Genomic DNA, 21,190 nt, shown 5'->3' with positions numbered 1-21,190 from the left:
GCCGTTCACAAGCGGCCGGCTTTTTTGCTCTCGCGTCAGTTCCGCGCGGCCGTACGGCCGATCCGCTTCACCGGCCGGGCGGCGGGTTCCGCCGCCGCGCGCATGATCCAGCGGCGGAACGCGGCGAAGTCGCGCTGCTCGGTCTGGAAGCTGCGATAAAGCAGGTACCAGCGCATGCCCTTGGGCACCGATAGGTCGAACGGTGCGACCAGCCGGCCGGCGGCGAGGTCGTCGTCGATATAGGGGCGGATGCCCATGGCGATGCCGAGCCCGTCGGCGGCGGCCTGCAGCGCCTGGCCGTAGAACTGGAACTCGGGCCCGCGCGCGCTGACCCGCGCAACGCCCGCCGCCTTCAGCCAGATCGGCCAGTCTTCAGGTGAATGCGCGACGCGGATCAGGCTTGGGCCTTTCAGGTCGGCCGGGCGCTTCAGGCCGCTCGCGAGGCGGGGCACGCAGACCGGCGTGAGGTCGCCGGCGAACAGCGGCTCGGCGACGAGGCCCGGCCAGTCGCCGGTGCCAAGCTTGATGCCGCAGTTCCAGTCCTCGCCGAACGGCACCGCCGCGCCGCCCGTGGTGAAGCGCACCTCGATATCGGGCTCCTCGTTGCGGAATTCCGACAGGCGCGGGATCAGCCAGCGCATCGCAAAGGTGTGGCCGACGCCGATGGTGAGCACGCGGACGCTGGCAGGCGCCGTCACCTGCGCGGTGAGGCTGGCCAGTGCGTCGAAGATCGGCGTCAGCCCGCTTTGATAGGCGCGGCCGGCCTGCGTCAGCACCAGGCGATTGGCCTTGCGCTCGAACAGCGCGACGCCGAGCCGCTCTTCGAGCAGATGCACCATGCGGCTGACGGCGGCCGCTGACACGCTCAGCTCGAGCCCGGCCGCGGCAAAGCTGCCGGTCCGCGCCGCCGCCTCGAATGCCTTAATGCCGTTGAGAAACAGCAGCCGCCGCAAATGCAAGACCCCTACGCCAGACCCTCAGGAAAGCTGAGGCCAGGGCAAGATAACTCAGTTTGCGCGGCGGCGGCAAGCGAGGCAGGTTTTGCGATGTAGATTTGGGCTGATTTGTTGAACGCGGGCGCGGCTTCTATGCTTTTCCCGCAAGCGGACGGGCAAAATCGGCATCTCGCGTCCCTTACCTGCCGGCAGGAGAACCTCACGTGACGCCCATCATGATCGCTGCCCTCGGATTGCTGATGGTCGCCACCGCGTTCCTGTCGGGGCTGTTCGGCATGGCGGGCGGGCTGATCCTGATCGGCGTGCTCTTGGCCCTGATGCCGCTGCCGACCGCGATGGTGCTGCACGCGATCACGCAGATGGCCTCGAACGGCTGGCGCGCGTTCCTGTGGCGGGCGCATATCCGCTGGCGGCCGGTTGCGAACTACATGGTCGGCGCTGCCGTCGCGCTCGCGGCCTGGTCGCTCACGCGCTACGTGCCCGACAAGCCGATGGCGCTGCTGCTGCTCGGCATCACTCCGTTCATGGCGCGGCTGCTGCCCGCTAACATCAAGCCGGATCCTGACAGGCTCTGGCAGGGCACGGTCTACGGCACGATCTGCATGGGCCTGATGCTGATGACGGGCGTCTCCGGCCCGCTGCTCGACACCTTCTTCCTTGGCGGCAATTTCGGCCGGCGCGAGAAGGTGGCGACGAAAGCGATGTGCCAGCTCGTCAGCCATTTCACCAAGCTGATCTATTTCGGCGGCATCATCGATCAGGCCGCAAGCCTCGATCCCGTGCTCGCCGGCGTTGCGATCGCAGCCTCGATGCTCGGCACCACGCTGGCGCGGCGCATCCTGGAAGCCATGACCGACCAGCAATTCGTCGCCTGGTCGAACAAGCTGATCACCACCATTGCCTGCTACTACATCGCCTATGGCGGCTGGCTGTTGCTGCGTGCGCCGGTGCTGGCCGCCTTCGACAAGGGAGGTTTGCAATGAGCGAAACTGCCGATCCGTTGGTGCTGGACTTCGTCGAATGGGTCGCGCGCGAGCCGCGCGCCTATGCCGAGGTGGTCGCGACCTGGAAAACCTCGTGTCCGCGCCTCACCATCTGGGAAGACGCCAGCGAGCGCGGGCTTGTCACGCGTGAGACACTGCCAGGCCTCGGGCTCGTCATCGCGGTGACGGAGCATGGCGAGAGGTTGCTGCGCACCAACGGGCGGTGACCGGCACTTCCGCTCCACATCGTCATTGCGAGCGCCGGCGAAGCAATCCAGAATGTCTTTCGCGGCGGCAGTCTGGATTGCTTCGCTGCGCTCGCAATGACGGAACAGCATATGTCGCTCAAACTCTACGAACTCGTCGGCACCGACCCCTCGCGTCCGTTCAGCCCGTATTGCTGGCGCACGCGGATGGCGCTGGCGCACAAGGGCCTGTCGGCGGAATCGCTTCCCTGGCGCTTCACCGAGAAGAGCGCGCTTGCGCCGCACGGCTCGGAAAAGGTCCCGGTGCTGCTGCATGACGACAAGCCGGTGGTCGATTCCTGGACGATCGCGAATTATCTCGAAGACACTTTCCCGGGCCGTCCGTCGCTGTTCGGCGGCGAGGGCGGCCGTGCCATGGCGCGCATGATCAACGCCTTCGGCGACATTGCCATCGTCGGCGGAATCTTCCCGCTGATCGTCGCCGATATCCCGAGCAATCTCGCCGAAATCGACGCCGCCTATTTCCGCAAATCGCGCGAGGCGCGCTTTGGCGGCAAGAGCCTGGAAGAGGTGATGGCGAGCCGCGACACCGACGTGGTCACGTTCCGCAAGTCGCTCGAGGTGATGCGGCAGACGCTGAAGAAGCAGCCCTATCTCGGCGGCGAGGCGCCGAACTACGCCGACTACATCGTGTTCGGCGGTTTCCAATGGGCGCGCGTGGTGAGCCCGTTCAAGCTGCTGGAGGCGGACGATCCGGTCTACGCCTGGCGGGAAAAATTGCTCGACGCATTCGACGGCATGGCGCGGAAGTCGCCGGGGCATCAAGTGTAGGGCGCGATATCTCCTCGGGTCGTCCCCGCGAACGCGGGGACCCATCCCGCGTGATCTATCGAGTGTGGGTGGTCGCAGCACCGAAACGACGGGCCTTCGCCGCCGCTTTCCTTAGACACTCGCGGCACAGGCAGTCCTCGCCCTCGACCGGCATCGGCAGCTTTGCTGTTTCCTCCGCGCACCAGCAATTGCCCGAGAGATCGCAGCCGAACTCGGTGCCGCAGCGTGAGCAGGTCAGGCGGCGCGGTTCCGGGGCCGAGGTTTCTTGCGGATTTGTCATGATTTGCGTCGAAGCTTCGCCGTGATTTTCATGTCGGGTTCATCGGTCGGTGCGGTATATTAGGCGCCGCGCGCGGACTCGGAAAGCGGCTCCAGGCACGCCAAGGACAAATCGATGGCCCGCGATTCGCAAGCCGCGCTCGTTGCGCTCAACCGTTTTGGCTTCGGTGCCCGCGGCGGCGCCTCGGGCGATCTGATCAACGCAAGCTCAGATCCGCGCGGCTTCGTGAAGGCGGAGCTTGCGCGGCCCAGCAGCGTGCTGCTGGAGGCCCCCGGCCTGCAATCGGCGCAGCAACTCGGGCAGGCGGTGTTCGCCTATCAGGACCAGGTCAAGCAGGCGCGCGGGGCGGCGAAGGCTGCCGCACCTGCCGACACGCCGGCGCCGGCCGAACAGAAGCCAGCGCTCCGCCGCAATCTCTCGCTGAACGCGGCCGCGACCGAGATCGCCGGCCAGATGACCGATGGCAAACCGGCCGACAATGCAGCGAAGCCCGAGACGATGCAGCCGGGCGTTGCCGCGCCGGCGGCAAAGCCCGCGCCGCAGCCGCTCAACGTGATCCAGAAGACCTTCCGCGCTGAAGCGCTGGCGCGGCTGCAGCGCGCGACGCTGACCACGTGCGGCTTCACCGAGCGCCTCGTCGTGTTCTGGTCCAACCATTTCTGCATCTCCGCGAGCAAGGGCGAACTGGCGCGGATCTGGGCCGGCGCATTCGAGCGCGAGGCGATCAGGCCGCACGTGCTCGGACGCTTCGCCGACATGCTGAAAGCGGTCGAGCAGCATCCGGCGATGCTGTTCTTCCTCGACAACCAGCAATCGCTCGGGCCGGACTCGCGCGCGGGCCAGAACCGCAAGCGCGGCCTGAACGAAAATCTCGCGCGCGAGATCATGGAGCTGCATACGCTCGGCGTCGGCGGCGGCTATACGCAGGAAGACGTCACCTCGCTCGCGCGCATCATCACCGGCTGGACTTTTGCGGGACGGCAAGGACAGCTCGGCACGCCGGGCTCCTTCGTCTTCAACACCAATGCGCATCAACCCGGGCCGCAAATGCTGCTCGGCAAGACCTATGAGCCGACCGGCCTTGCGCAGGGCGAGGCCGCGCTCGCCGACATCGCGCGCCATCCCTCGACCGCGAATTTCATCGCCACCAAATTCGTCCGCCACTTCGTGGCCGACGATCCGCCGCCGGCGCTGGTTGCGCGGCTGCGCGATGTCTTCGTTAGGACCGACGGCGATCTCAAGGCGATGGCGACCACGCTGGTCGATTCCGATGAAGCGTGGAAAGCGCCGCTGACCAAGATGCGAAACCCTTACGATTTCCTCGTCGCGAGCGGCCGGCTGCTCGCGCGCGTGCCGGAGGATCCCGGCGCCTACCTCAACAATCTCAATCTGCTGGGCCAGCCGCTGTGGTCGCCGGCAGGGCCAAACGGTTTCCCGGACACCAGCGCGGCCTGGGCTGCGCCGGAAGGGATGAAGCTCAGGCTCGATATCGCCGCGCAGATGGGCGCGCGGCTCGGCAACAACATCGATCCGCTCGATCTGCTGGAGTTCGCGGCGGCCGATGCGGCCTCGATCGAGACGCGGCGAACCATCGAGCGTGCGGAGTCGCGGCAGCAGGCGCTGGCACTGCTCCTGATGTCGCCGGAAATGCAGAGGAGATGATGATGATCGACTGCGTCGAGAACCGGCTCCTCACCTCACGCCGCAGCCTCCTGCTTGGCGGCGCCTCGTTCGCGGCCTGGGCCTACCTGCCGAAATTCGCGCGCGCGGCCGATGGGCGCGATCCGCGCCTGGTCGTGGTGATCCTGCGCGGTGCGCTCGACGGGCTTGCGACCGTCGCGCCGATCGGTGACCCCGATTATGCCGGCCTGCACGGCTCGATCGCGCTCGCCGCGGATGGCGCCCATCCCGCGATCATGCTCGATTCCTTCTTCGCGTTGCATCCGGCGATGCCGGAATTTTCGCGCATGTACCGCGACAAGTGCGCCGCGGTGATCCATGCGGTGGCGACGCCCTATCGCGACCGCTCGCATTTCGACGGCCAGGACGTGCTCGAAAGCGGCTATGCCGGGCCGGGCCGCGTCCAGTCCGGCTGGCTCAACCGCGCGCTGGAAGCGCTGCCGCGCGGCGAGCGCGTGTCGAGCGGCCTTGCGGTCGGGCCCACGACGCCGCTGGTGCTGCGCGGCAATGCGCCGACCGTCGGCTGGGCGCCGGTGGCGCTACCGCAGGCGGATGACGATACCGCGATGCGCCTCGTCGATCTCTACCGTCACCGCGACCCCGCGCTGGCGACGGCGCTGTCGCAAGGGTTGCAGCTCGAGAAGGCTGCGAGCGGCGACGACATGAAACGCAAGCCCGGTAACGCCGTCGCACAAATGCGCCAGGTGGCACGCGGCGCCGCAAAACTGATGGCGGCGGACGACGGCCCGCGGATCGCCGCGCTCGCCTTCGACGGCTGGGACACGCATGCCAATGAAGGCGGCCCGGTCGGCCGTCTCGCCTTCCTGCTCGGCGGGCTCGACGGCGCGCTCGCCGAATTCGAAAGCGGCCTCAGCGAGCGCTGGCGCGACACCGTCGTCGTCGTCGCCACCGAATTCGGCCGCACCGCGCGCATCAACGGCACCGACGGCACCGATCACGGCACTGGCACGATCGCGCTGCTCGCCGGCGGCGCCGTGAAGGGCGGCCGCGTCATCTCGGACTGGCCGGGCCTCAAGCTCGCCAACCTCCACGAAGGCCGCGACCTCAAGCCCACCGCCGATCTGCGCTCGGTGATCAAGGGCGTGCTGCAGGATCAGTTCGGGCTGTCGGACCGCGTGCTGGCGGAGACGGTGTTCCCTGATAGCGCCAGCGCAAAGCCGATGAAGGGGCTGGTTGCCTAACCCACAAGCGCCGTCATTCCGGGGCCCGCGCCTTGCGGCGCATCCCGGAATGACGAGATAATGGGCGGAGCATCAGGAGAATCCCCATGTACATCGCCATGAACCGCTTCCGCGTCGCCAAGGGCTCCGAGGCCGCTTTCGAGCAGGTCTGGCTCACGCGCGACACGCATCTGGACAAGGTGCCGGGCTTCGTCGAATTCCATCTGCTGCGCGGACCGGAAGCCGAGGACCACACGCTCTACGCCTCGCATACGGTGTGGACGAACTACGCGGCGTTCGAGGCCTGGACCAAGTCGGAGGCGTTTCGCGCGGCGCATGCGCGGGCCGGTGACACCAAGCCGGCCTATCTCGGTCATCCCCAGTTCGAAGGTTTCGAGGTGATGCAGACGGTCGGACGCGGCGCCAAATAGCGCCGCGCCTCGGAGATCTGCGCCGAAGATCAGCCCAGCGTGATCTTGTCGATCTCCGCCATGTCCTCGGCGCTGAGCTTCCAGGCGATCGCCTTCACGTTCTGCTCGATCTGCTCGACACGGGTGGCGCCGGCGATCACGCTCGACACCTGCGGGCGCGCGGCGAGCCAGGAGAAGGCGAGCTCGAGCATGCTGTGGCCGCGTGCTTTGGCAAAGGCCTGGAGCTTCTCGACCATGTCCTCGTTGCGCGGCGTGACGTAGCGGTCGCGCAGCCGCGGCGTCTGGCCGAAGCGGGTGTCGCCGGGCGCGGCCTCGCCCTTCCTGTATTTGCCGGTGAGGAGTCCGCTCGCGAGTGGAAAGAACGGCAACAGGCCGAGCTGGTATTCGGTCGCGGCCGGCAACAGATCCTTCTCGATATCGCGCATGACGAGGGAATATTCGTCCTGGCAGGAGACGAAGCGGCTCACGTTCATCGCGCGGGCGACGTACTCCGCTTCCGCGATGCGCCAGGCCGGAAAGTTGGAATTGCCGATGTAGCGCACCTTGCCCTGGCGGACGAGATCGTCGAGTGCGCGCAGGCTCTCCTCGATCGGCGTCAGCGGATCGTAATCGTGCTGTTGATAGAGATCGATGTAGTCGGTCTTCAGCCGTTTCAGGCTCGCTTCCACGGCCGCCATGATGTAGCGGCGCGAGGCGCCCTGCTTGGTGCCGTCTTCCGCCATGGGCTTGGCGTATTTCGTCGCCAGCACGATGTCCTTGCGGCGATCGCCCAGGACCGTGCCGAGCACCGTCTCCGAGCCGCCCATGTTCGAATAGATGTCGGCGGTGTCGAACAGCGTGATGCCGAGGTCGAGCGCGCGATGGATGACCTTGCGGGAGGTCTCCAGGTCCGTGCGCTGCCCGAAATTGTTGCAGCCGAGCCCGACCGCGGACACGCGAAGGCCGGAGGCGCCGAGATTGCGAATTTCCATGGAATATCCTGTCAGCGATGAGGGCGGCATTCTGACCACCCTGCGCCGCAGCAGCAAGGCGCGCGCCGCGCTGCTGCCATGCCGGCCGGGCGGACAAAAAAACGCGGCCCCAGTCAGACGCGGCGACTGACGGGGACCGCTTTGGGGCGCTTGATCGGTGACGGGGGGCCTGATCAGACGCAGGTGCAGCCTAGTCCCCCTATGTTACGCGCGGGTGACAGCGGGAGTTATCCACAGGATGCGCGCGGGGATCAAAACAGCTTGCGATAGACGATGAAGCCGGAGCGCTCGGCGACCTTGTCGTACAGGCGCTGCGCCGTGAGGTTGGTCTCGTGGGTCTGCCAATAGACGCGTGGCGATCCCGCCAGTTTCGCCCGCTCGTACACCCCATGGATCAGCGCCGCGCCGACGCCCTTGCCGCGCGCGGCCTCGAGCGTGAACAGATCCTGCAGATAGCAGGACGGCTCGATCGCGGTGGTGCTGCGATGAAACAGATAGTTCGTCATGCCGAGCAGCTTGCCCTCGCTCTCGGCGACGAGGCCGTGCACCGGCTCATAGGCATCGAAGAAGCGCTGCCATGTCATGTGCGTGATCTCGGGTGCAAGCGCGGTCGGGCCGGAGCGGCCGTAGAAGGCATTGTAGCCGTCCCACAGCGGCACCCATTGATCATAGTCCTGCTTGGTGACAGAGCGAACGGTGAGCGACATGTGGATTTCCGCGATCTCGGTGCTGCACGACGAAATGATGTCCTTCATACGTGATGATCGCATTGCCGATCAATCGCGCCGTGACATCACTCCGCGACGCGCAGATACCGGATCAGCCCGCGGCCCGCGGGGTCGCGTAGCGAGCGGTAGTAGTCGGCGCTTGCAGGCGCGTCGGTGTGACGCACGAGGTCGGTCACCGGGGTGTAGCTGAGCATCCGTCCGCCGTCCGGCAGCGCGGTGCAGACGAAGCGCAGCACCTCGCCGGTGCGCAGGGCGATGTTGATCGGCGTGGCATCGCCGGTCCGCACCATCTCCATGCGCTGCGCGATGAAGGTGCCCAATTCGTCTTCGGGTAGCTCGAACGCGCCGGTGTCGCGGCCGTGATACATCAGCGCGATGAAAGGCGGCTTGCCGTCGGCGATCTCGTCCGGCAGGGCGAAATAGTCGCGAAACGCGCGGTTGATGAACTCGGCCCGTGTTTCGGCATCGAGCAGCACGATGCCGATATCGACCTGGTCGAGCGCGGCCGACAGCCGCGCGGCGGTCGCGTGGCTGCGGCGCTCGGCCGCGAAGGTGCCGAGCAGCCGCTCCCGCATCAGGCCGGTGACGCCGGCGGTGCCGGCAGTGGTGATGGCCAGTAGGCCGAGCTGGACCAGATCGGCGAAAGAGGGGGACACGCCGTGGCGGCTGATCAGGAACAGAGTCGCACCGATCACCCCGATGGTTGCGCTTGTGACGGCGGAGGCGAGGCCCGACAACGCGCCGGCGAGCGCCACGATGCCGACGAGCAGCGGCACTGGCGAGGGCATGGGGATCACGCGATCGAGGAGCATCGCCAGCAGCAGAGTTGCTGCCGTCAGTACCGGACCGGAGATGGCACGCCATCCGAACCGCATGGACCAGTCTCGCTCCTCCCGAACGAGGTAAGACCGCAACTCTGACTGATCGTTGCGCCATTGCGATGCGCTTTTGCGCGGCGTGCTTAAGGCGCGCCTGCGTGCAAGCCTAAGGCTTTCGGATGATTTTAAACCAAGTGCGCGTGCTTGAGGGGCTGTCGCAGCGCCGGCGCATTCAGCGTCGAAATGCCCGGGCCCTTGCGCGTGACGACAATCAACAGGGACGCCGCGACCAGAATGGCCGCAGTCAGTGTGATTGCAACGACTACCACAGGTGATTTCATCGACGTCCTGTCGCGATGCCGGCCGACGCGGGGCATGCGGCGCCTTGAAGGCTGGTCCGGGATGAAACGGGAATCAGACCGGCAGACCCATCGCCATGGTTGCCTTGGTCGACAGCACCGTCAGGGTGACGATCAGGCACAGCGAGAGCGCGGCGACGGCGAGCGAGGCCGCGACCGCGTTGGTCAGCCGGGAAGACGCGACGGTAGCGGGATGGCCCTGAAAGCCTGCCGTGCCGAACGCCCGTGTCATTGGTCTAAATCCTTCAACACGCGAGCGAATCACCCGCGACTTTCCAGAATTTCCCAGTTTCAACCGGCAACATTGCGGCGGCCACCACGCTGAAAATGGCCAGAATGCGGCAAATGTTACCTTTATACCCGCTATTCCCCATAACGGGGCGCGGTCCGGGTCATGCGCCGGCAGCGATGCTGGCGGGGTCGTCGATGTCGGCCGGCCGCCAGTCCATCGCCACGAAGCCGGGCGCGGATTCCACCCGCTGCAGCCAGTCCCGGATCGCCGGGAAGGTCTGGAGGTCGAAGTCGCAGCGGTCGGCCAGATGGGTGTAGCCGTACAGCGCGATGTCGGCGACCGTGAGCTGGCGCGCGGCGAAATAGGCGTTGGTCTTCAGGTGGTTCTCCATCACCTGCAGCGCGGCATAGCCGCGCTCCATCCAGTCCTCCAGCGAATGGGTCTGCAGGTCGCGGCCGCCCTTGACCAGAGACAGCCAGAAATAGGCGGCGCCGATATTCGGCTCGAGCGCGTGCTGCTCGAAGAACATCCATTGCAGCGCCTCGGCGCGGTCGATGCGATTCTCGGGCGCGAGCGGGGTGCCGACGGCGACGTACCAAAGGATGGCGTTGGACTCGGCCAGATAACGGTCGCCGCCGACCTCGAGCAGCGGCACCTGTCCCGACGGATTCTTGCTCAGAAAATCCGGCGTGCGACTCTCGCCCCGCAGAATGTCCACCTCGATCGCTTCGTAGGGCACGTTGAGCAGCGCCAGCGCAAGGCGGACCTTGTAGCTGTTGCCCGAGCGTTGCATCGAATAGAGCTTGTACATTCCAGGAGTTCGATTCCGAGGACGGGAAGACGCGGCGCTCGCTGCCCCGCAGCGCGGCTAAACAATGATGCCGATGCGAATCCGCCGCAAGAGCCAGCCAATAGAAAAACTCGAAAACCCTACCGCATTGCAATGCGGCGGAAGATCATTTCTGCGCGACGCTGCAAATCAGTTCACGCTTGCGTCAACGAGCGGACTTATCGCGGCATGCGTTTGTGTGAAGACCTGACAGCAGGCTGACGGCAGTAAGACGGCCGCTCAAATCTGCACGTCGTCATGGCCGAGTTTGACCCGTCCGTCCGCGTCTTAACTGCGGCACAAGAGCGTGGATGCCCGGGACCGGGCTACTCCAAAGCTACGCCGGGTACTCGATGTCGGGCCGGCGAAGACGGCAAGCGCGGGCATGATGCCCCCTCATGTTGAGACCGTTGAGGGCGTAAAATTGCTCCGAGGACAAGGCTTGCCGGATATGAGGGGTTTGCGCGGCAAGTTTGCGCAAAATTGCCGGAATGCGCGGCTGGACTGCGCCAAATTCGTAAACTTTTGCGGGATCGGGCCGAAGTTTCTTGCGGTGCAGCGGCTCACGTTTTAGGGTGGCTGCATTCCCACAATCGGAGTCGTGAGACGAAAGGTTTCACGACGCTTGTCAGGAGATGACGATGTCCTTCCTTGCCGCTGCGCTCGACCGTGTGAAGCCGTCCGCGACCATCGCGGTCACGGATAAAGCACGTGCGCTGAAAGCGGCGGGCCGCAACGTCATCGGCCTCGGTGCCGGCGAGCCCGACTTCGACACGCCCGCCAACATCAAGCTGGCGGCGATCCGCGCCATCGAAGCCGGCAAGACCAAATACACCGCGGTCGACGGCATTCCCGAGCTGAAGGAGGCGATCATCGCCAAGTTTCAGCGCGAGAACGGCGTCACCTACAAGCCGAACCAGATCATCGTCGGCACCGGCGGCAAGCAGGTGCTGTACAACGCGCTGATGGCCACCATCAATCCGGGCGACGAGGTGATCATTCCCGCGCCGTATTGGGTCAGCTATCCCGAAATGGTGGCGCTCGCAGGTGGCGAGCCGGTGCCGGTGGTCTGCACCGCCGCGACCGGTTTCAAGCTCCAGGCCGAGGCGCTCGAGCGCGCCATCACGCCGAAGACCAAATGGGTCATCCTGTGCTCGCCGTCGAACCCGACCGGCGCGGCCTACACGAAGTCCGAGCTGAAGGCGCTCACCGACGTGCTGGTCAAGCATCCTCACGTCTGGGTGATGACCGACGACATGTACGAGCACCTCGTCTATGACGATTTCCAGTTCACCACGGTCGCGCAAGTGGAGCCGAAACTCTACGACCGCACCCTCACCGTGAACGGCGTATCGAAGGCCTATTGCATGACCGGCTGGCGTATCGGCTATGCCGGCGGCCCCGCGCAGTTGATCAAGGCGATGTCGACGATCCAGTCGCAGTCGACCTCGAACCCGTCCTCGATCGCGCAATGGGCCGCGGTGGAAGCGCTGAACGGTCCGCAGGACTTCATCCCCGCCAACAACAAGGTGTTCAAGGAGCGGCGCGACCTCGTCGTCTCCATGCTCAACCAGGCCAAGGGGATCGAGTGCCCGCGTCCGGAAGGCGCCTTCTACGTCTATCCGTCCTGCGCCGGCACGATCGGCAAGACCGCGCCGTCGGGCAAGGTCATCGCCAATGACGAGGACTTCGTCACCGAGCTGCTGGAGACCGAAGGCGTCGCGGTGGTGCAGGGTTCGGCCTTCGGCCTTGGACCCGCGTTCCGCATCTCCTATGCCACCAAGACCTCGGATCTCGAAGACGCCTGCAAGCGCATCCAGCGCTTCTGCGGCAATCTGCGGTAAGCCTGTCGCGGCAAGCGGAGTTCTCTCCGCGAGTCTGGAATCGTAGGGTGGGCAAGGCGCACGTGCGCCGTGCCCACCATCTCTCTCTCTCGATCGCGAAAAGCGGGTGGGCACGCTTCGCTTTGCCCACCCTGCGACCTCTGCGAAAGGGCCCGCCTTTGGCGGGCCCTTTCCTTGTTTGCAGGCCAATCGCCGTGCACGATCTGGCACGACCACGGCTCTTGTGGCATAGACGCGCAACGCGGGTGGGGCGCTCTCTCTGCTCGCATCACATCATCGCCGGAGATATGTCATGCGTCGTTCGTTCATCTTCGCCGGGCTCGCCGCTGCCAGCCTCGTTGCCTCCAGCGTCGGCAGCAGCGCGCAGCAGCGGATGGCGCGGGTCGGCGTGCTCGAATGCCGCGGCGGCGCCAGCGTCGGCTTCATCGTGGGATCGGTGACCCATCTCGGCTGCGTGCTGCGCGCCGACGGCCTGCCCGACGATCGCTACGTCGCCACGATCCGGAAAGTGGGTCTCGACATCGGCATCACCCAGGAGACGGCTTTGGCGTGGGGCGTGTTCGCACCGGTCGACCGGCTCGGCCCGGGCGACCTCTCCGGCAATTATGCCGGCGCGCAGGGCAGCGCCTCGGTCGGTGTCGGCCTGGGGGGCAACGTGCTGGTCGGCGGCTCCAACAATTCGATCGCGCTGCAGCCGCTCAGCGTGCAAGGCCAGGTCGGTCTCAACGTCGCCGCCGGCCTCGAGAGCCTGGAACTTCGCCCGGGCCGCTAACGATTTGCGGACGAACTCTCGTTCCACCTCTCCCTTTGGCGAGGTGGAACGCCGAGCCGACAAGCCGTGGAATTATAAGGCTTGATCTAACTGACGACGCACCGCAGCGACGTTTGACGCTTGCCAAATCTCGGCGACGGGCAGAGCATCTGCGTTTGCCGACCCAATCATGGGCCGAGCTCCACACCAAGGAGGCGGCGAATGGGACAAGACGTCAGAAGTCCCCGAGGTCCACGGTGCATCGCGCTGGTGGGCCCTTTCCAAAGCGGTAAAACCACACTTCTCGAAGCAATACTGGCGCGAACGGGCGCAATCCCGCGCGCCGGCAGTGTCGATGCCGGAACTTCCGTCGGCGACGCCACGCCAGAGGCCCGTCATCACAAGATGACCGTCGGGCTGACTGCCGCTACCACGAGTTTCATGGGCGACAGCTACACCTTCCTCGATTGTCCCGGTTCCGTCGAATTCGCCCATGACATGCGCGCCGCGTTGCCCGCGGTCGACGCGGCGATCGTGGTCTGCGAGGCCGATGAGAAGAAGCTGCCGCAGCTCCAGATCATCCTGCGCGAGCTGGAGGAGCTGAAGATCCCGCGTTTCCTGTTCCTCAACAAGATCGACCGCGCGAGCCAGCGTATCCGCGAGTCGCTCGCGATGCTGCAGCCCGCCTCGCGCGTGCCGCTGGTGCTGCGCCAGATCCCGATTTGGAAGGACGACCTGATCGAGGGCTTCGTCGATCTCGCGCTGGAGCGCGCCTTCGTCTATCGCGAGCACAGAGCCTCCGAAGTGGTCGCGCTCGAAGGCGGCGATCTCGATCGCGAGAAGGAAGCCCGCTTCTCGATGCTGGAGAAGCTCGCCGATCACGACGATGCGCTGATGGAGCAACTGCTCGAAGACATCCAGCCGCCGCGCGATGCCGTGTTCGACGATCTCGCCCGCGAGTTGCGCGACGGGCTGATCTGCCCGGTGCTGCTGGGCGCCGCCGCGCGCGAGAACGGCGTGCTGCGCCTGATGAAGGCGCTGCGTCACGAGGCGCCGGGCATCGCTGAGACCGCAAAGCGTCTCGGTGTGCCCGAAACCAAGGATGCGCTCGGCTACGTCTTCAAGACGCTGCATTCGCAGCATGGCGGAAAGCTGTCGCTGACCCGGCTGCTTGCCGGCCATCTCGACGACGGTGCGACGCTGCAATCCGCCTCCGGCGGCTCAGGACGCATCTCCGGCATCCTCGCCGTCAACGGCGCCTACGACACCAAGCGTGCCGCGGCGGAGGCCGGTGACACCGTGGCGCTCGCCAAGCTCGATCCCGTCAAGACCGGCGACACGGTCTCGAACGGCAAGGCTCCGCCGGCCGCGCTGGCCGTCACGGAGCCGACGCCGCCGGTGCTTGCGATCTCGATCGCGGCCACCGACCGCAAGGACGACGTCAAGCTCGGCCAGGCGCTGGCCCGGCTGCACGAGGAGGATCCCTCGCTCATCGTCGTGCAGAACGCCCAGACCCACGACACCGTCTTGTGGGGGCAGGGCGAGATGCATCTACGCGTCGCCAGCGAGCGGCTGCGCGACCGCTTCGGTATCAAGCTCACCTCGCATCCGCCCGGGATTGGCTACCAGGAGACCATCCGCAAGCCGATCACCCAGCGCGGGCGCCACAAGAAGCAGTCCGGCGGCCACGGCCAGTTCGGCGACGTCGTGCTCGACATCAAGCCGCTGCCGCGCGGCGACGGCTTCAAATTCACGGAGAAGGTGGTGGGTGGCGCCGTGCCGCGTAACTACATCGGCGCGGTGGAGGAAGGCGTCGTCGACGGATTGGCGCGCGGTCCGCTCGGCTTCCCCGTCACCGACGTGCAGGTGACGCTGACCGACGGCTCCTATCACAGCGTCGACTCCTCCGACCTCGCCTTCCGCACGGCGGCGCGGATCGGGCTCAACGAAGGCCTGCCGCAATGCCAGCCCGTGCTGCTGGAGCCGATCCACGTGGTCGAGATCGTCTGCCCGACCGAGGCCACCGCCAAGATCAACGCGATCCTGTCGGCGCGGCGCGGCCAGATCCTCGGCTTCGACACCCGCGATGGCTGGAGCGGCTGGGACTGCGTCCGCGCCATGATGCCGGAAGCCGAGATCGGCGAGCTCATCGTCGAGCTGCGCTCGGCCACAGCAGGTGCGGGCAGCTTCACCCGCCAGTTCGACCACATGGCCGAAGTCACCGGCCGTGCCGCCGACCAGATCATCGCCGCGCATCAGCACGCGGCGTGAGCTGTCGAGACGCAACTCTCTCCGCGCTCGCGGGGAGGCTGCGATGATCCCTGCAGCGTGTCCCGGACGCGCTGCAACGCGCAGTATTGCTGCGCAGAGCCGGGACCCAGAAAGCCACGGAGTGCGCCGCTGCTTGGGTCCCGGCTCTGCAGCGCATCACTTCGTGCTGCGCTGCGTCCGGGACACGAGAGCGGTGTTTCCACGCACAACTGCATCACCGACGCGGCCCTTGCGCTTACCGCGGAATGATGTATTTTACATCATTGTATATGTCTCAGATATCATTTATAAGTTCTGGTAAGTGAGGCCGCGGTGATTACGTCATTCCAGATGCGGGCAGCCCGCGCGCTGCTTGGCATTGACCAGAAAACCTTGGCCGAGCTTGCCGGCGTGTCATTGCCGACCATCCAGCGGATGGAGGCCTCGACCGGCAACGTGCGTGGCGTGGTCGAGACCCTGATCAAGGTGGTCGAGGCGTTCGACCGGGCCGGCGTCGAGCTGATCGGCGAGCAGGTCCGCAGCGACAGCGGCGGGCGTGGCGTTCGCCTCAAGGAGCCCGGGCCGCCGCGCCGCGTCGGAGCATGATCAGCCGGTGATCGTGCCCGGGATCAAAATGGGCTAGCGCATCGTCGCACCTCGGCAACACGGGACGCACGATGCTTCGGAGCATCGTGGGGCACTTTGCTGATGAGCATCACAGGCGATCACACGAGCCGGCTGCACCAGCTGCGTCGGCCGAGCTTTGCCGAACTCTATCTGCCGAAGCTGGTCACCGTCTGGCGTGAAGGCTACGGGCTCGAGGATTTCCGCGCCGACGTTTTTGCAGGCCTGACGGTTGCGATCGTGGCGCTGCCGCTGTCGATGGCGATCGCGATCGCCTCGGGCGTGACGCCGGACCGCGGCCTCTACACCGCGGTCGTCGGCGGCTTCATCGCCTCGCTGCTCGGCGGCAGCCGGTTCCAGATCGGCGGACCTGCCGGCGCGTTTATTGTCCTGGTCGCGGCGACGGCGGAGCGCCATGGCGTCGACGGCGTCATTCTCGCCACCCTGATGGCGGGCCTGTTCCTGATCGCCGCGGGCCTGCTCAGGGTCGGGACCTACATCAAGTTCATTCCCTATCCGGTGACGGTCGGCTTCACGGCCGGCATCGCCGTGATCATCTTCGCCAGCCAGCTCCGCGATCTCTCCGGCATCACGCTCGCGGGCAAGGAGCCCAGCGAATTCGTGCCGAAACTCCTGGCGCTTGCCGGCGGCCTCAACACCATCAATCCGTCCGCCGTCGCGGTCGCCGTCGTCAGCATCGCCATCATCGCCGCCTTGCGGATCTGGCGGCCGTCCTGGCCGGGGATCCTGATCGCGGTGGTGTTCGCGGCCGTCATCTGTGCGGTGTTCGCGCTGCCGGTCGAGACCATCGGCTCGCGCTTCGGCGGCATTCCGCGCGAATTGCCCTCGCCGGCGTTGCCGGCGTTCTCGCTCGCGAAGGCGAGCGCCGTGCTGCCGGACGCGATCGCGTTCGCGCTGCTGGCTGCCATCGAATCGCTGCTGTCTGCGGTGGTCGCCGACGGCATGACCGGGCGTCGTCACCGCTCCAATTGCGAGCTGGTGGCGCAAGGCGCGGCCAATATCGGCTCGGCGCTGTTCGGCGGCATCTGCGTCACCGGGCTGATCGCGCGTACCGCCACCAACATCCGCGCCGGCGCCCGCGGGCCGCTCGCGGGCATGCTGCATGCGGTCTTCCTGCTGCTGTTCATGCTGATCGCGGCGCCGCTCGCCAGCTACATCCCGCTCGCCGCGCTCGCCTCGGTGCTGGTCGTGGTGGCCTGGACCATGGCGGAGAAGCATGAGTTCGGCACGTTGCTGCGCTCGTCCTGGGGCGATGCCGTCGTGCTGCTCGCGACCTTCCTGCTGACGGTCTTCCGCGACCTGACGGAAGGCATCCTGGTCGGCTTCGCGCTCGGCGCGGTGCTGTTCATCCATCGCATGGCGGAGATGACGGGCATCGAGGAACGCTCGCCGCTGGTCGCGGCCGATCGTCCCGACGACGGCAATGGCGAGCGCGTGCCCTACAATCCCGCGCTGGCGGTCGATCGTGACGTGCTGGTCTATCGCATCACCGGCGCGTTCTTCTTCGGCGCGGCCTCCGCCATCGGAAGCGTGCTCGACGAAGTCGCCGACAAGCGCAAGGCCTTCGTGGTCGATTTCGCCGCGGTGCCGTTCCTGGATTCGACGGCCGCCAACGTGCTCGGCCGCGTCGCCGTCAAGGCGCACCGCCAGGGCATAAAGCTGTTCATCACAGGGGCCTCGCCCGCGGTCCGCCGCGCGCTGCTCACCCATGGCGTGACGCCGCCGCGCGCGCGCTATCGCACGAGCCTCGAGCGCGCGATCGCCGACATCAAGGGCGGCGCAAGCGAGGAGGCTGCGGCGGGCTGAGGGGGCCGTTCTCCAGCCGCCACCGCGGGGCGCCCGCGCGCTTGACAGAGCGGGCGTGACGCGAAATGGATCGCCTCGGGAAGACGACTCCGAGGGAAAAATGACCGCGCTCAAGACGCCTGCAGCCTGTCTGATCGGATGGCCGGCCGCGCATTCGCGCTCGCCGCTGATCCATCATTACTGGCTGCGCACGCTGGGCATCGAAGGCGGCTACGTCATCGAGGCGGTGCCGCCCGAGGACCTCAGGGATTTCGTGCTGCGGCTGTCGTTGCGCGGCTTCGTCGGCGCCAACGTCACCATCCCGCACAAGGAGGGCGTGCTGGCGCTGTCGGTGCCCGACGCCCGCGCCAAGGCCGTGGGCGCGGCCAACACGCTGTGGTTTGCCGATGGCGAGCTGCGCGCGACAAATACCGACGTCGAAGGCTTCATCGGCAATCTCGACGCCAGCGCGCCCGGCTGGGACGCGGCCGAGGAGGCGCTGGTGCTGGGCGCCGGCGGTTCCTCGCGGGCGGTCGTGTTCGGGCTGCTCGAACGCGGCATCAAGCGCGTGCATCTCGCCAACCGCACCATCGCGCGGGCCGAGGCGCTGGCAAGCCAGTTTGGGCCGAGCGTGCATCCGCTGGCATGGGACGCGATCAACGACGCGCTGCCGCGCGCAAAACTTCTCGTGAACACGACCTCGCTCGGCATGCACGGCCAGCCGTCGCTCGAGGTCGATGTCGCACGCCTGTCGCCGGCGGCAGTGGTTGCCGATCTCGTCTATGTTCCGCTGGTGACGCCGCTGCTCGCCGCCGCGACGGCGCGGGGTCTGCGGACCGCCGACGGTCTCGGCATGCTGCTGCATCAGGCGGTGCGCGGCTTCGAGCTGTGGTTCGGCCGGCGGCCGGAGGTCACTGCCGAGCTGCGCGCCTTGGTCGAGGCCGATCTCACAAAGACTTGAGAGAATAGCTCAGGTCTTCCGGAGTTCTCCATTCGTGGGGACAATCGGAGACCGTCATGTCTGTTCAACGTGCAACTTTCACACGTCCGCTGATCGCCGTCGCGATGGTGGCTCTGTCAATCGGCGGCGCAATCGCGCAGCAGGCGCCGACGGTGCGCATCCGCGGCACCATCGAGAGCGTCGACGGCAACACGCTGGCCATCAAGACGCGCGAAGGCAGCGACGTGAAGGTGAAGATGACCGACAATGTCGCGGTGTTCGCCGTCGTGAAGACGCAGCTGTCCGAGATCAAGGAAGGCTCCTATATCGGCGTTACCGGCCTGCCCGAGCCCGACGGCACCCAGAAGGCGATCGCGGTGCACATCTTCCCGGAGAACCAGCGCGGCGCCGCCGAAGGCTTTCGCCCGTGGGACGCCCGCGCCAACTCGACCATGACCAACGCCACCGTGGCGCAGACGGTGAAGGGCACCGACGGCCAGAACATTACGGTCAAATACAAGGACGGCGAGAAGAAGGTCGTGGTGCCGCCGGACACGCCGATCGTCACCTTCGTCGCCGGCGACAAGTCGGAAGTGAAGCCGGGCGCCAAGCTGATCATCTTCGGCGCGGCGAAGAAGGACGACGGCTCGCTGGAAGCGAACCGGGTGAATGTGGGGCGGGACGGAATTACGCCGCCGATGTGAGGACCAGGCACCGAACCCGTAGAGTGGGTTAGGCGCAGCCGTAACCCACCATGCTTCCAAATATGACGATCCAAGTTGGTGGGTTACGCCCAGCGACTGCGCTTCGCGCAGCCGCAGAGCTAACCCACCCTACGGCACCGCTCTTGCGGCTACACCGCGATGATATGATCGTCGATCTCGTCGATCCGGTTGACGCCGCACAGGCCCATGGTGGTGAGCAGCTCCTTCTGGATGATGTCGATGGCCTTGGCGACGCCGGCCTGGCCGCCGGCTCCCAAGCCATAGGCATAGGCACGGCCGAGCATGCAGGATTTTGCGCCGAGCGCGAGCGCGCGCATCACGTCCTGGCCGGAGCGGATGCCGCCGTCGAACATGATCTCCATCTTGTCACCGACGGCGTCCGCGATCTCCGGCAGCACCTCGATCGAGGACGGCGCGCCGTCGAGCTGGCGGCCGCCATGGTTGGAGATGACGAGGGCCTGCGCGCCGGTCTTGGCGGCTTCCTCGGCGTCCTCGACGTCGAGGATGCCCTTGATGATCAGCTTGCCCGGCCAGATGCTGCGGACCCACTCGACGTCCTTCCAGCTCAGCGAGGTGTCGAATTGCGACGCCGTCCATTCGGCGAGGCGGTTGAGATCCTCGGTGTTCTTCACGTGGCCGGCGATGTTGCCGAAGGTGCGGCGCTTGCCCTGCAGCACGCCGGAGACCCAGGCGGGCTTGCTGGCGAAATCCAAAAGCTTCGACAGCGACCATTCCGGCGGCACCGTCATGCCGTTCTTGATGTCGGCGTGGCGCTGGCCGATCACCTGCAGGTCCACGGTCAGCACCAGCGCGCTGCACTTGGCCGCGATCGCGCGCTGGATCAATTCCTTGATGAAGCCGCGGTCCTTCATGACGTAGAGCTGGAACCAGAACGGCTTCTCGACGCTGGCGGCGATGTCCTCGATCGAGCAGATCGACATGGTCGATTGCGTGAACGGGATACCCGCGGCCTGTGCCGCGCGGCAGGCGTGGATCTCGCCGTCGCCATGCTGCATGCCGAGCAGGCCGACGGGCGCCAGCATCAGCGGCATGGTCGAGGGCTCGCCGAGGATGGTGGTCGAGGTGTCGCGCTTGGAGACGTCGACCAGGATACGCTGGCGGAACTTGATCGCCTGCATGTCCTCGCGGTTGGCGCGCAGCGTCTCCTCGGCATAGGAGCCGCGGTCGCAATAGTCGAAGAACGCCTTCGGCACGCGGCGCTTATGCAGGGCGCGAAGATCGTCGATACAGGTAATATGCTTCATGCTCGTGTCCCCCGGCCCGTCTTGTCTCAAGAGTTCTTGTCTCAAGAGACTTGCATCAGAACATTTTGAGGTCATCTAGCATGGTTGGATGCACAGCCAAATCGTTTGCAGAACGTTTTGCAGGAGAGCGCCATGACGAGGCCGCACGCCGCACCGTCCCCGGAAGAGATCAAGGAAAAGCATGATCTGGAGGAAGCCCTGGAAGAGGGGCTGGAGGAGACCTTTCCGGGGTCCGATCCCGTCAACGTCACCCAGCCGGCGCCGAGCCGCGGCGACAGCCATGTGAAGCGCAGCAGCTAGGGCAGGTTCCGCCCGACTCCGGCGCTAGGGAAGGAAATGAAGCGTTAACAACATCTTATCTGAATGGCGGCCGGCCCGGTTCCGTAATGATTCATCATATTTTTTGAAGCCAAGTTAGCCGCGCAGGCATTATAAGACCCCAGCAAATCAGGGATGCGGGGTCTGTTCGGGCACCCCGTGGTTGTCTCAGGGGAGTCCCT

General features: G+C 66.1%; 23 protein-coding genes. 15 read left to right on the top strand and 8 right to left on the bottom strand.

Annotated features, from left to right (window positions below):
• Positions 1–35 precede the first annotated feature (35 nt).
• Complete coding sequence (locus RPS27_RS15680) at positions 36–953, bottom strand: LysR substrate-binding domain-containing protein (protein ID WP_211418471.1); 918 nt, start codon at positions 951–953, stop codon at positions 36–38.
• A gap of 206 nt (positions 954–1,159) precedes the next feature.
• On the opposite strand from RPS27_RS15680, the gene RPS27_RS15675 reads away from it, so the two are divergent.
• From RPS27_RS15675 to RPS27_RS15665, 3 genes are all read left to right on the top strand, one after another.
• Entirely contained in the window at positions 1,160–1,939 is a 780-nt protein-coding gene (locus tag RPS27_RS15675) for a sulfite exporter TauE/SafE family protein (protein WP_194406122.1), read from the top strand.
• Positions 1,936–2,166: a hypothetical protein gene (locus RPS27_RS15670; protein ID WP_194406123.1), complete on the top strand. Its 231-nt coding sequence runs from the start codon at positions 1,936–1,938 to the stop codon at positions 2,164–2,166. The genes RPS27_RS15675 and RPS27_RS15670 overlap by 4 nt, the downstream gene beginning before the upstream one ends.
• Before the next feature lie 111 nt (positions 2,167–2,277).
• Positions 2,278–2,976 carry a glutathione S-transferase family protein gene (locus RPS27_RS15665; RefSeq protein WP_212068002.1) on the top strand — a complete coding sequence of 233 codons (699 nt, stop codon included), beginning with the start codon at positions 2,278–2,280 and terminating at the stop codon, positions 2,974–2,976.
• Between the two features lie 55 nt (positions 2,977–3,031).
• Here RPS27_RS15665 and RPS27_RS15660 read toward each other — a convergent pair whose 3' ends face one another.
• Positions 3,032–3,256, bottom strand: coding sequence for a cysteine-rich CWC family protein (locus RPS27_RS15660; protein WP_249132073.1), 225 nt, complete (start codon positions 3,254–3,256; stop codon positions 3,032–3,034).
• Between the two features lie 114 nt (positions 3,257–3,370).
• On the opposite strand from RPS27_RS15660, the gene RPS27_RS15655 reads away from it, so the two are divergent.
• The 3 genes from RPS27_RS15655 (at position 3,371) to RPS27_RS15645 (ending at position 6,548) form a co-directional block, all read left to right on the top strand.
• Positions 3,371–4,918: a DUF1800 domain-containing protein gene (locus tag RPS27_RS15655; protein WP_212068003.1), complete on the top strand. Its 1,548-nt coding sequence runs from the start codon at positions 3,371–3,373 to the stop codon at positions 4,916–4,918.
• A 2-nt stretch (positions 4,919–4,920) separates the two neighbouring features.
• On the top strand, positions 4,921–6,138 hold the full coding sequence (locus RPS27_RS15650; RefSeq protein ID WP_212068121.1) for a DUF1501 domain-containing protein: 1,218 nt from the start codon (positions 4,921–4,923) through the stop codon (positions 6,136–6,138).
• A gap of 86 nt (positions 6,139–6,224) precedes the next feature.
• Positions 6,225–6,548 (top strand): antibiotic biosynthesis monooxygenase family protein, encoded by a 324-nt coding sequence (locus RPS27_RS15645; RefSeq protein WP_194406127.1) that lies wholly within the window; start codon positions 6,225–6,227, stop codon positions 6,546–6,548.
• Positions 6,549–6,577: 29 nt separating this feature from the next.
• Here the strand turns inward: RPS27_RS15645 and RPS27_RS15640 are convergent, their stop codons facing one another.
• Positions 6,578–7,519: an aldo/keto reductase gene (locus RPS27_RS15640; protein ID WP_194406128.1), complete on the bottom strand. Its 942-nt coding sequence runs from the start codon at positions 7,517–7,519 to the stop codon at positions 6,578–6,580.
• Here RPS27_RS15640 and RPS27_RS15635 point away from each other — a divergent pair.
• Positions 7,518–7,649: a hypothetical protein gene (locus RPS27_RS15635; RefSeq protein WP_283818396.1), complete on the top strand. Its 132-nt coding sequence runs from the start codon at positions 7,518–7,520 to the stop codon at positions 7,647–7,649. The two genes, RPS27_RS15640 and RPS27_RS15635, sit on opposite strands and share 2 nt — an antisense overlap.
• A gap of 121 nt (positions 7,650–7,770) precedes the next feature.
• Here RPS27_RS15635 and RPS27_RS15630 read toward each other — a convergent pair whose 3' ends face one another.
• The 4 genes from RPS27_RS15630 to RPS27_RS15615 form a co-directional block, all read right to left on the bottom strand.
• Positions 7,771–8,226 (bottom strand): GNAT family N-acetyltransferase, encoded by a 456-nt coding sequence (locus RPS27_RS15630; RefSeq protein WP_212068122.1) that lies wholly within the window; start codon positions 8,224–8,226, stop codon positions 7,771–7,773.
• Positions 8,227–8,312: 86 nt separating this feature from the next.
• Complete coding sequence (locus tag RPS27_RS15625) at positions 8,313–9,122, bottom strand: PAS-domain containing protein (protein WP_212068004.1); 810 nt, start codon at positions 9,120–9,122, stop codon at positions 8,313–8,315.
• 357 nt (positions 9,123–9,479) lie between these two features.
• Positions 9,480–9,656, bottom strand: coding sequence for a hypothetical protein (locus tag RPS27_RS15620; protein WP_194406130.1), 177 nt, complete (start codon positions 9,654–9,656; stop codon positions 9,480–9,482).
• A 160-nt stretch (positions 9,657–9,816) separates the two neighbouring features.
• Positions 9,817–10,467: a glutathione S-transferase family protein gene (locus RPS27_RS15615; RefSeq protein WP_212068005.1), complete on the bottom strand. Its 651-nt coding sequence runs from the start codon at positions 10,465–10,467 to the stop codon at positions 9,817–9,819.
• A gap of 659 nt (positions 10,468–11,126) precedes the next feature.
• On the opposite strand from RPS27_RS15615, the gene RPS27_RS15610 reads away from it, so the two are divergent.
• From RPS27_RS15610 to RPS27_RS15580, 7 genes are all read left to right on the top strand, one after another.
• On the top strand, positions 11,127–12,329 hold the full coding sequence (locus tag RPS27_RS15610; protein ID WP_194406132.1) for a pyridoxal phosphate-dependent aminotransferase: 1,203 nt from the start codon (positions 11,127–11,129) through the stop codon (positions 12,327–12,329).
• Between the two features lie 292 nt (positions 12,330–12,621).
• Entirely contained in the window at positions 12,622–13,101 is a 480-nt protein-coding gene (locus RPS27_RS15605; RefSeq protein WP_212068006.1) for a DUF992 domain-containing protein, read from the top strand.
• Positions 13,102–13,302: 201 nt separating this feature from the next.
• A complete protein-coding gene (locus RPS27_RS15600) occupies positions 13,303–15,351 on the top strand; it encodes an elongation factor G (protein WP_212068007.1) in 2,049 nt (682 codons plus the stop codon).
• Positions 15,352–15,663: 312 nt separating this feature from the next.
• Positions 15,664–15,936, top strand: coding sequence for a helix-turn-helix domain-containing protein (locus RPS27_RS15595; RefSeq protein ID WP_026201995.1), 273 nt, complete (start codon positions 15,664–15,666; stop codon positions 15,934–15,936).
• Positions 15,937–16,038: 102 nt separating this feature from the next.
• The gene (locus RPS27_RS15590; RefSeq protein ID WP_212068008.1) at positions 16,039–17,781 is read left to right on the top strand and encodes a SulP family inorganic anion transporter; all 1,743 of its coding nucleotides are present in this window, start codon (positions 16,039–16,041) and stop codon (positions 17,779–17,781) included.
• A 100-nt stretch (positions 17,782–17,881) separates the two neighbouring features.
• A complete protein-coding gene (locus tag RPS27_RS15585; protein ID WP_212068009.1) occupies positions 17,882–18,721 on the top strand; it encodes a shikimate dehydrogenase in 840 nt (279 codons plus the stop codon).
• 104 nt (positions 18,722–18,825) lie between these two features.
• A complete protein-coding gene (locus tag RPS27_RS15580) occupies positions 18,826–19,404 on the top strand; it encodes a hypothetical protein (RefSeq protein WP_212068123.1) in 579 nt (192 codons plus the stop codon).
• Positions 19,405–19,553: 149 nt separating this feature from the next.
• Here RPS27_RS15580 and RPS27_RS15575 read toward each other — a convergent pair whose 3' ends face one another.
• Complete coding sequence (locus RPS27_RS15575; RefSeq protein WP_313754112.1) at positions 19,554–20,690, bottom strand: alpha-hydroxy acid oxidase; 1,137 nt, start codon at positions 20,688–20,690, stop codon at positions 19,554–19,556.
• A 132-nt stretch (positions 20,691–20,822) separates the two neighbouring features.
• Here RPS27_RS15575 and RPS27_RS15570 point away from each other — a divergent pair, with 132 nt between their 5' ends.
• The gene (locus tag RPS27_RS15570; protein ID WP_194406138.1) at positions 20,823–20,990 is read left to right on the top strand and encodes a hypothetical protein; all 168 of its coding nucleotides are present in this window, start codon (positions 20,823–20,825) and stop codon (positions 20,988–20,990) included.
• Positions 20,991–21,190 lie beyond the last annotated feature (200 nt).

Source organism: Bradyrhizobium sp. WYCCWR 12699, assembly GCF_032144035.1.
GTDB lineage: Bacteria > Pseudomonadota > Alphaproteobacteria > Rhizobiales > Xanthobacteraceae > Bradyrhizobium.
The sequence above is the reverse complement of the archived record's forward strand: the minus strand, read 5'-3'. Positions and strand labels throughout refer to the sequence as shown.

Excerpts from the sequence above, each read along its gene's own strand:
- RPS27_RS15670 (WP_194406123.1), top strand. The coding sequence starts at position 1,936 with ATGAGCGAAACTGCCGATCCGTTGGTGCTGGACTTCGTCGAATGGGTC.
- RPS27_RS15665 (WP_212068002.1), top strand. The coding sequence starts at position 2,278 with ATGTCGCTCAAACTCTACGAACTCGTCGGCACCGACCCCTCGCGTCCG.
- RPS27_RS15660 (WP_249132073.1), bottom strand. The coding sequence starts at position 3,256 with ATGACAAATCCGCAAGAAACCTCGGCCCCGGAACCGCGCCGCCTGACC.
- RPS27_RS15655 (WP_212068003.1), top strand. The coding sequence starts at position 3,371 with ATGGCCCGCGATTCGCAAGCCGCGCTCGTTGCGCTCAACCGTTTTGGC.
- RPS27_RS15650 (WP_212068121.1), top strand. The coding sequence starts at position 4,921 with ATGATCGACTGCGTCGAGAACCGGCTCCTCACCTCACGCCGCAGCCTC.
- RPS27_RS15645 (WP_194406127.1), top strand. The coding sequence starts at position 6,225 with ATGTACATCGCCATGAACCGCTTCCGCGTCGCCAAGGGCTCCGAGGCC.
- RPS27_RS15635 (WP_283818396.1), top strand. The coding sequence starts at position 7,518 with ATGGAATATCCTGTCAGCGATGAGGGCGGCATTCTGACCACCCTGCGC.
- RPS27_RS15640 (WP_194406128.1), bottom strand. The coding sequence starts at position 7,519 with ATGGAAATTCGCAATCTCGGCGCCTCCGGCCTTCGCGTGTCCGCGGTC.
- RPS27_RS15630 (WP_212068122.1), bottom strand. The coding sequence starts at position 8,226 with ATGTCGCTCACCGTTCGCTCTGTCACCAAGCAGGACTATGATCAATGG.
- RPS27_RS15625 (WP_212068004.1), bottom strand. The coding sequence starts at position 9,122 with ATGCGGTTCGGATGGCGTGCCATCTCCGGTCCGGTACTGACGGCAGCA.
- RPS27_RS15620 (WP_194406130.1), bottom strand. The coding sequence starts at position 9,656 with ATGACACGGGCGTTCGGCACGGCAGGCTTTCAGGGCCATCCCGCTACC.
- RPS27_RS15615 (WP_212068005.1), bottom strand. The coding sequence starts at position 10,467 with ATGTACAAGCTCTATTCGATGCAACGCTCGGGCAACAGCTACAAGGTC.
- RPS27_RS15610 (WP_194406132.1), top strand. The coding sequence starts at position 11,127 with ATGTCCTTCCTTGCCGCTGCGCTCGACCGTGTGAAGCCGTCCGCGACC.
- RPS27_RS15605 (WP_212068006.1), top strand. The coding sequence starts at position 12,622 with ATGCGTCGTTCGTTCATCTTCGCCGGGCTCGCCGCTGCCAGCCTCGTT.
- RPS27_RS15600 (WP_212068007.1), top strand. The coding sequence starts at position 13,303 with ATGGGACAAGACGTCAGAAGTCCCCGAGGTCCACGGTGCATCGCGCTG.
- RPS27_RS15590 (WP_212068008.1), top strand. The coding sequence starts at position 16,039 with ATGAGCATCACAGGCGATCACACGAGCCGGCTGCACCAGCTGCGTCGG.
- RPS27_RS15585 (WP_212068009.1), top strand. The coding sequence starts at position 17,882 with ATGACCGCGCTCAAGACGCCTGCAGCCTGTCTGATCGGATGGCCGGCC.
- RPS27_RS15580 (WP_212068123.1), top strand. The coding sequence starts at position 18,826 with ATGGTGGCTCTGTCAATCGGCGGCGCAATCGCGCAGCAGGCGCCGACG.
- RPS27_RS15575 (WP_313754112.1), bottom strand. The coding sequence starts at position 20,690 with ATGAAGCATATTACCTGTATCGACGATCTTCGCGCCCTGCATAAGCGC.
- RPS27_RS15570 (WP_194406138.1), top strand. The coding sequence starts at position 20,823 with ATGACGAGGCCGCACGCCGCACCGTCCCCGGAAGAGATCAAGGAAAAG.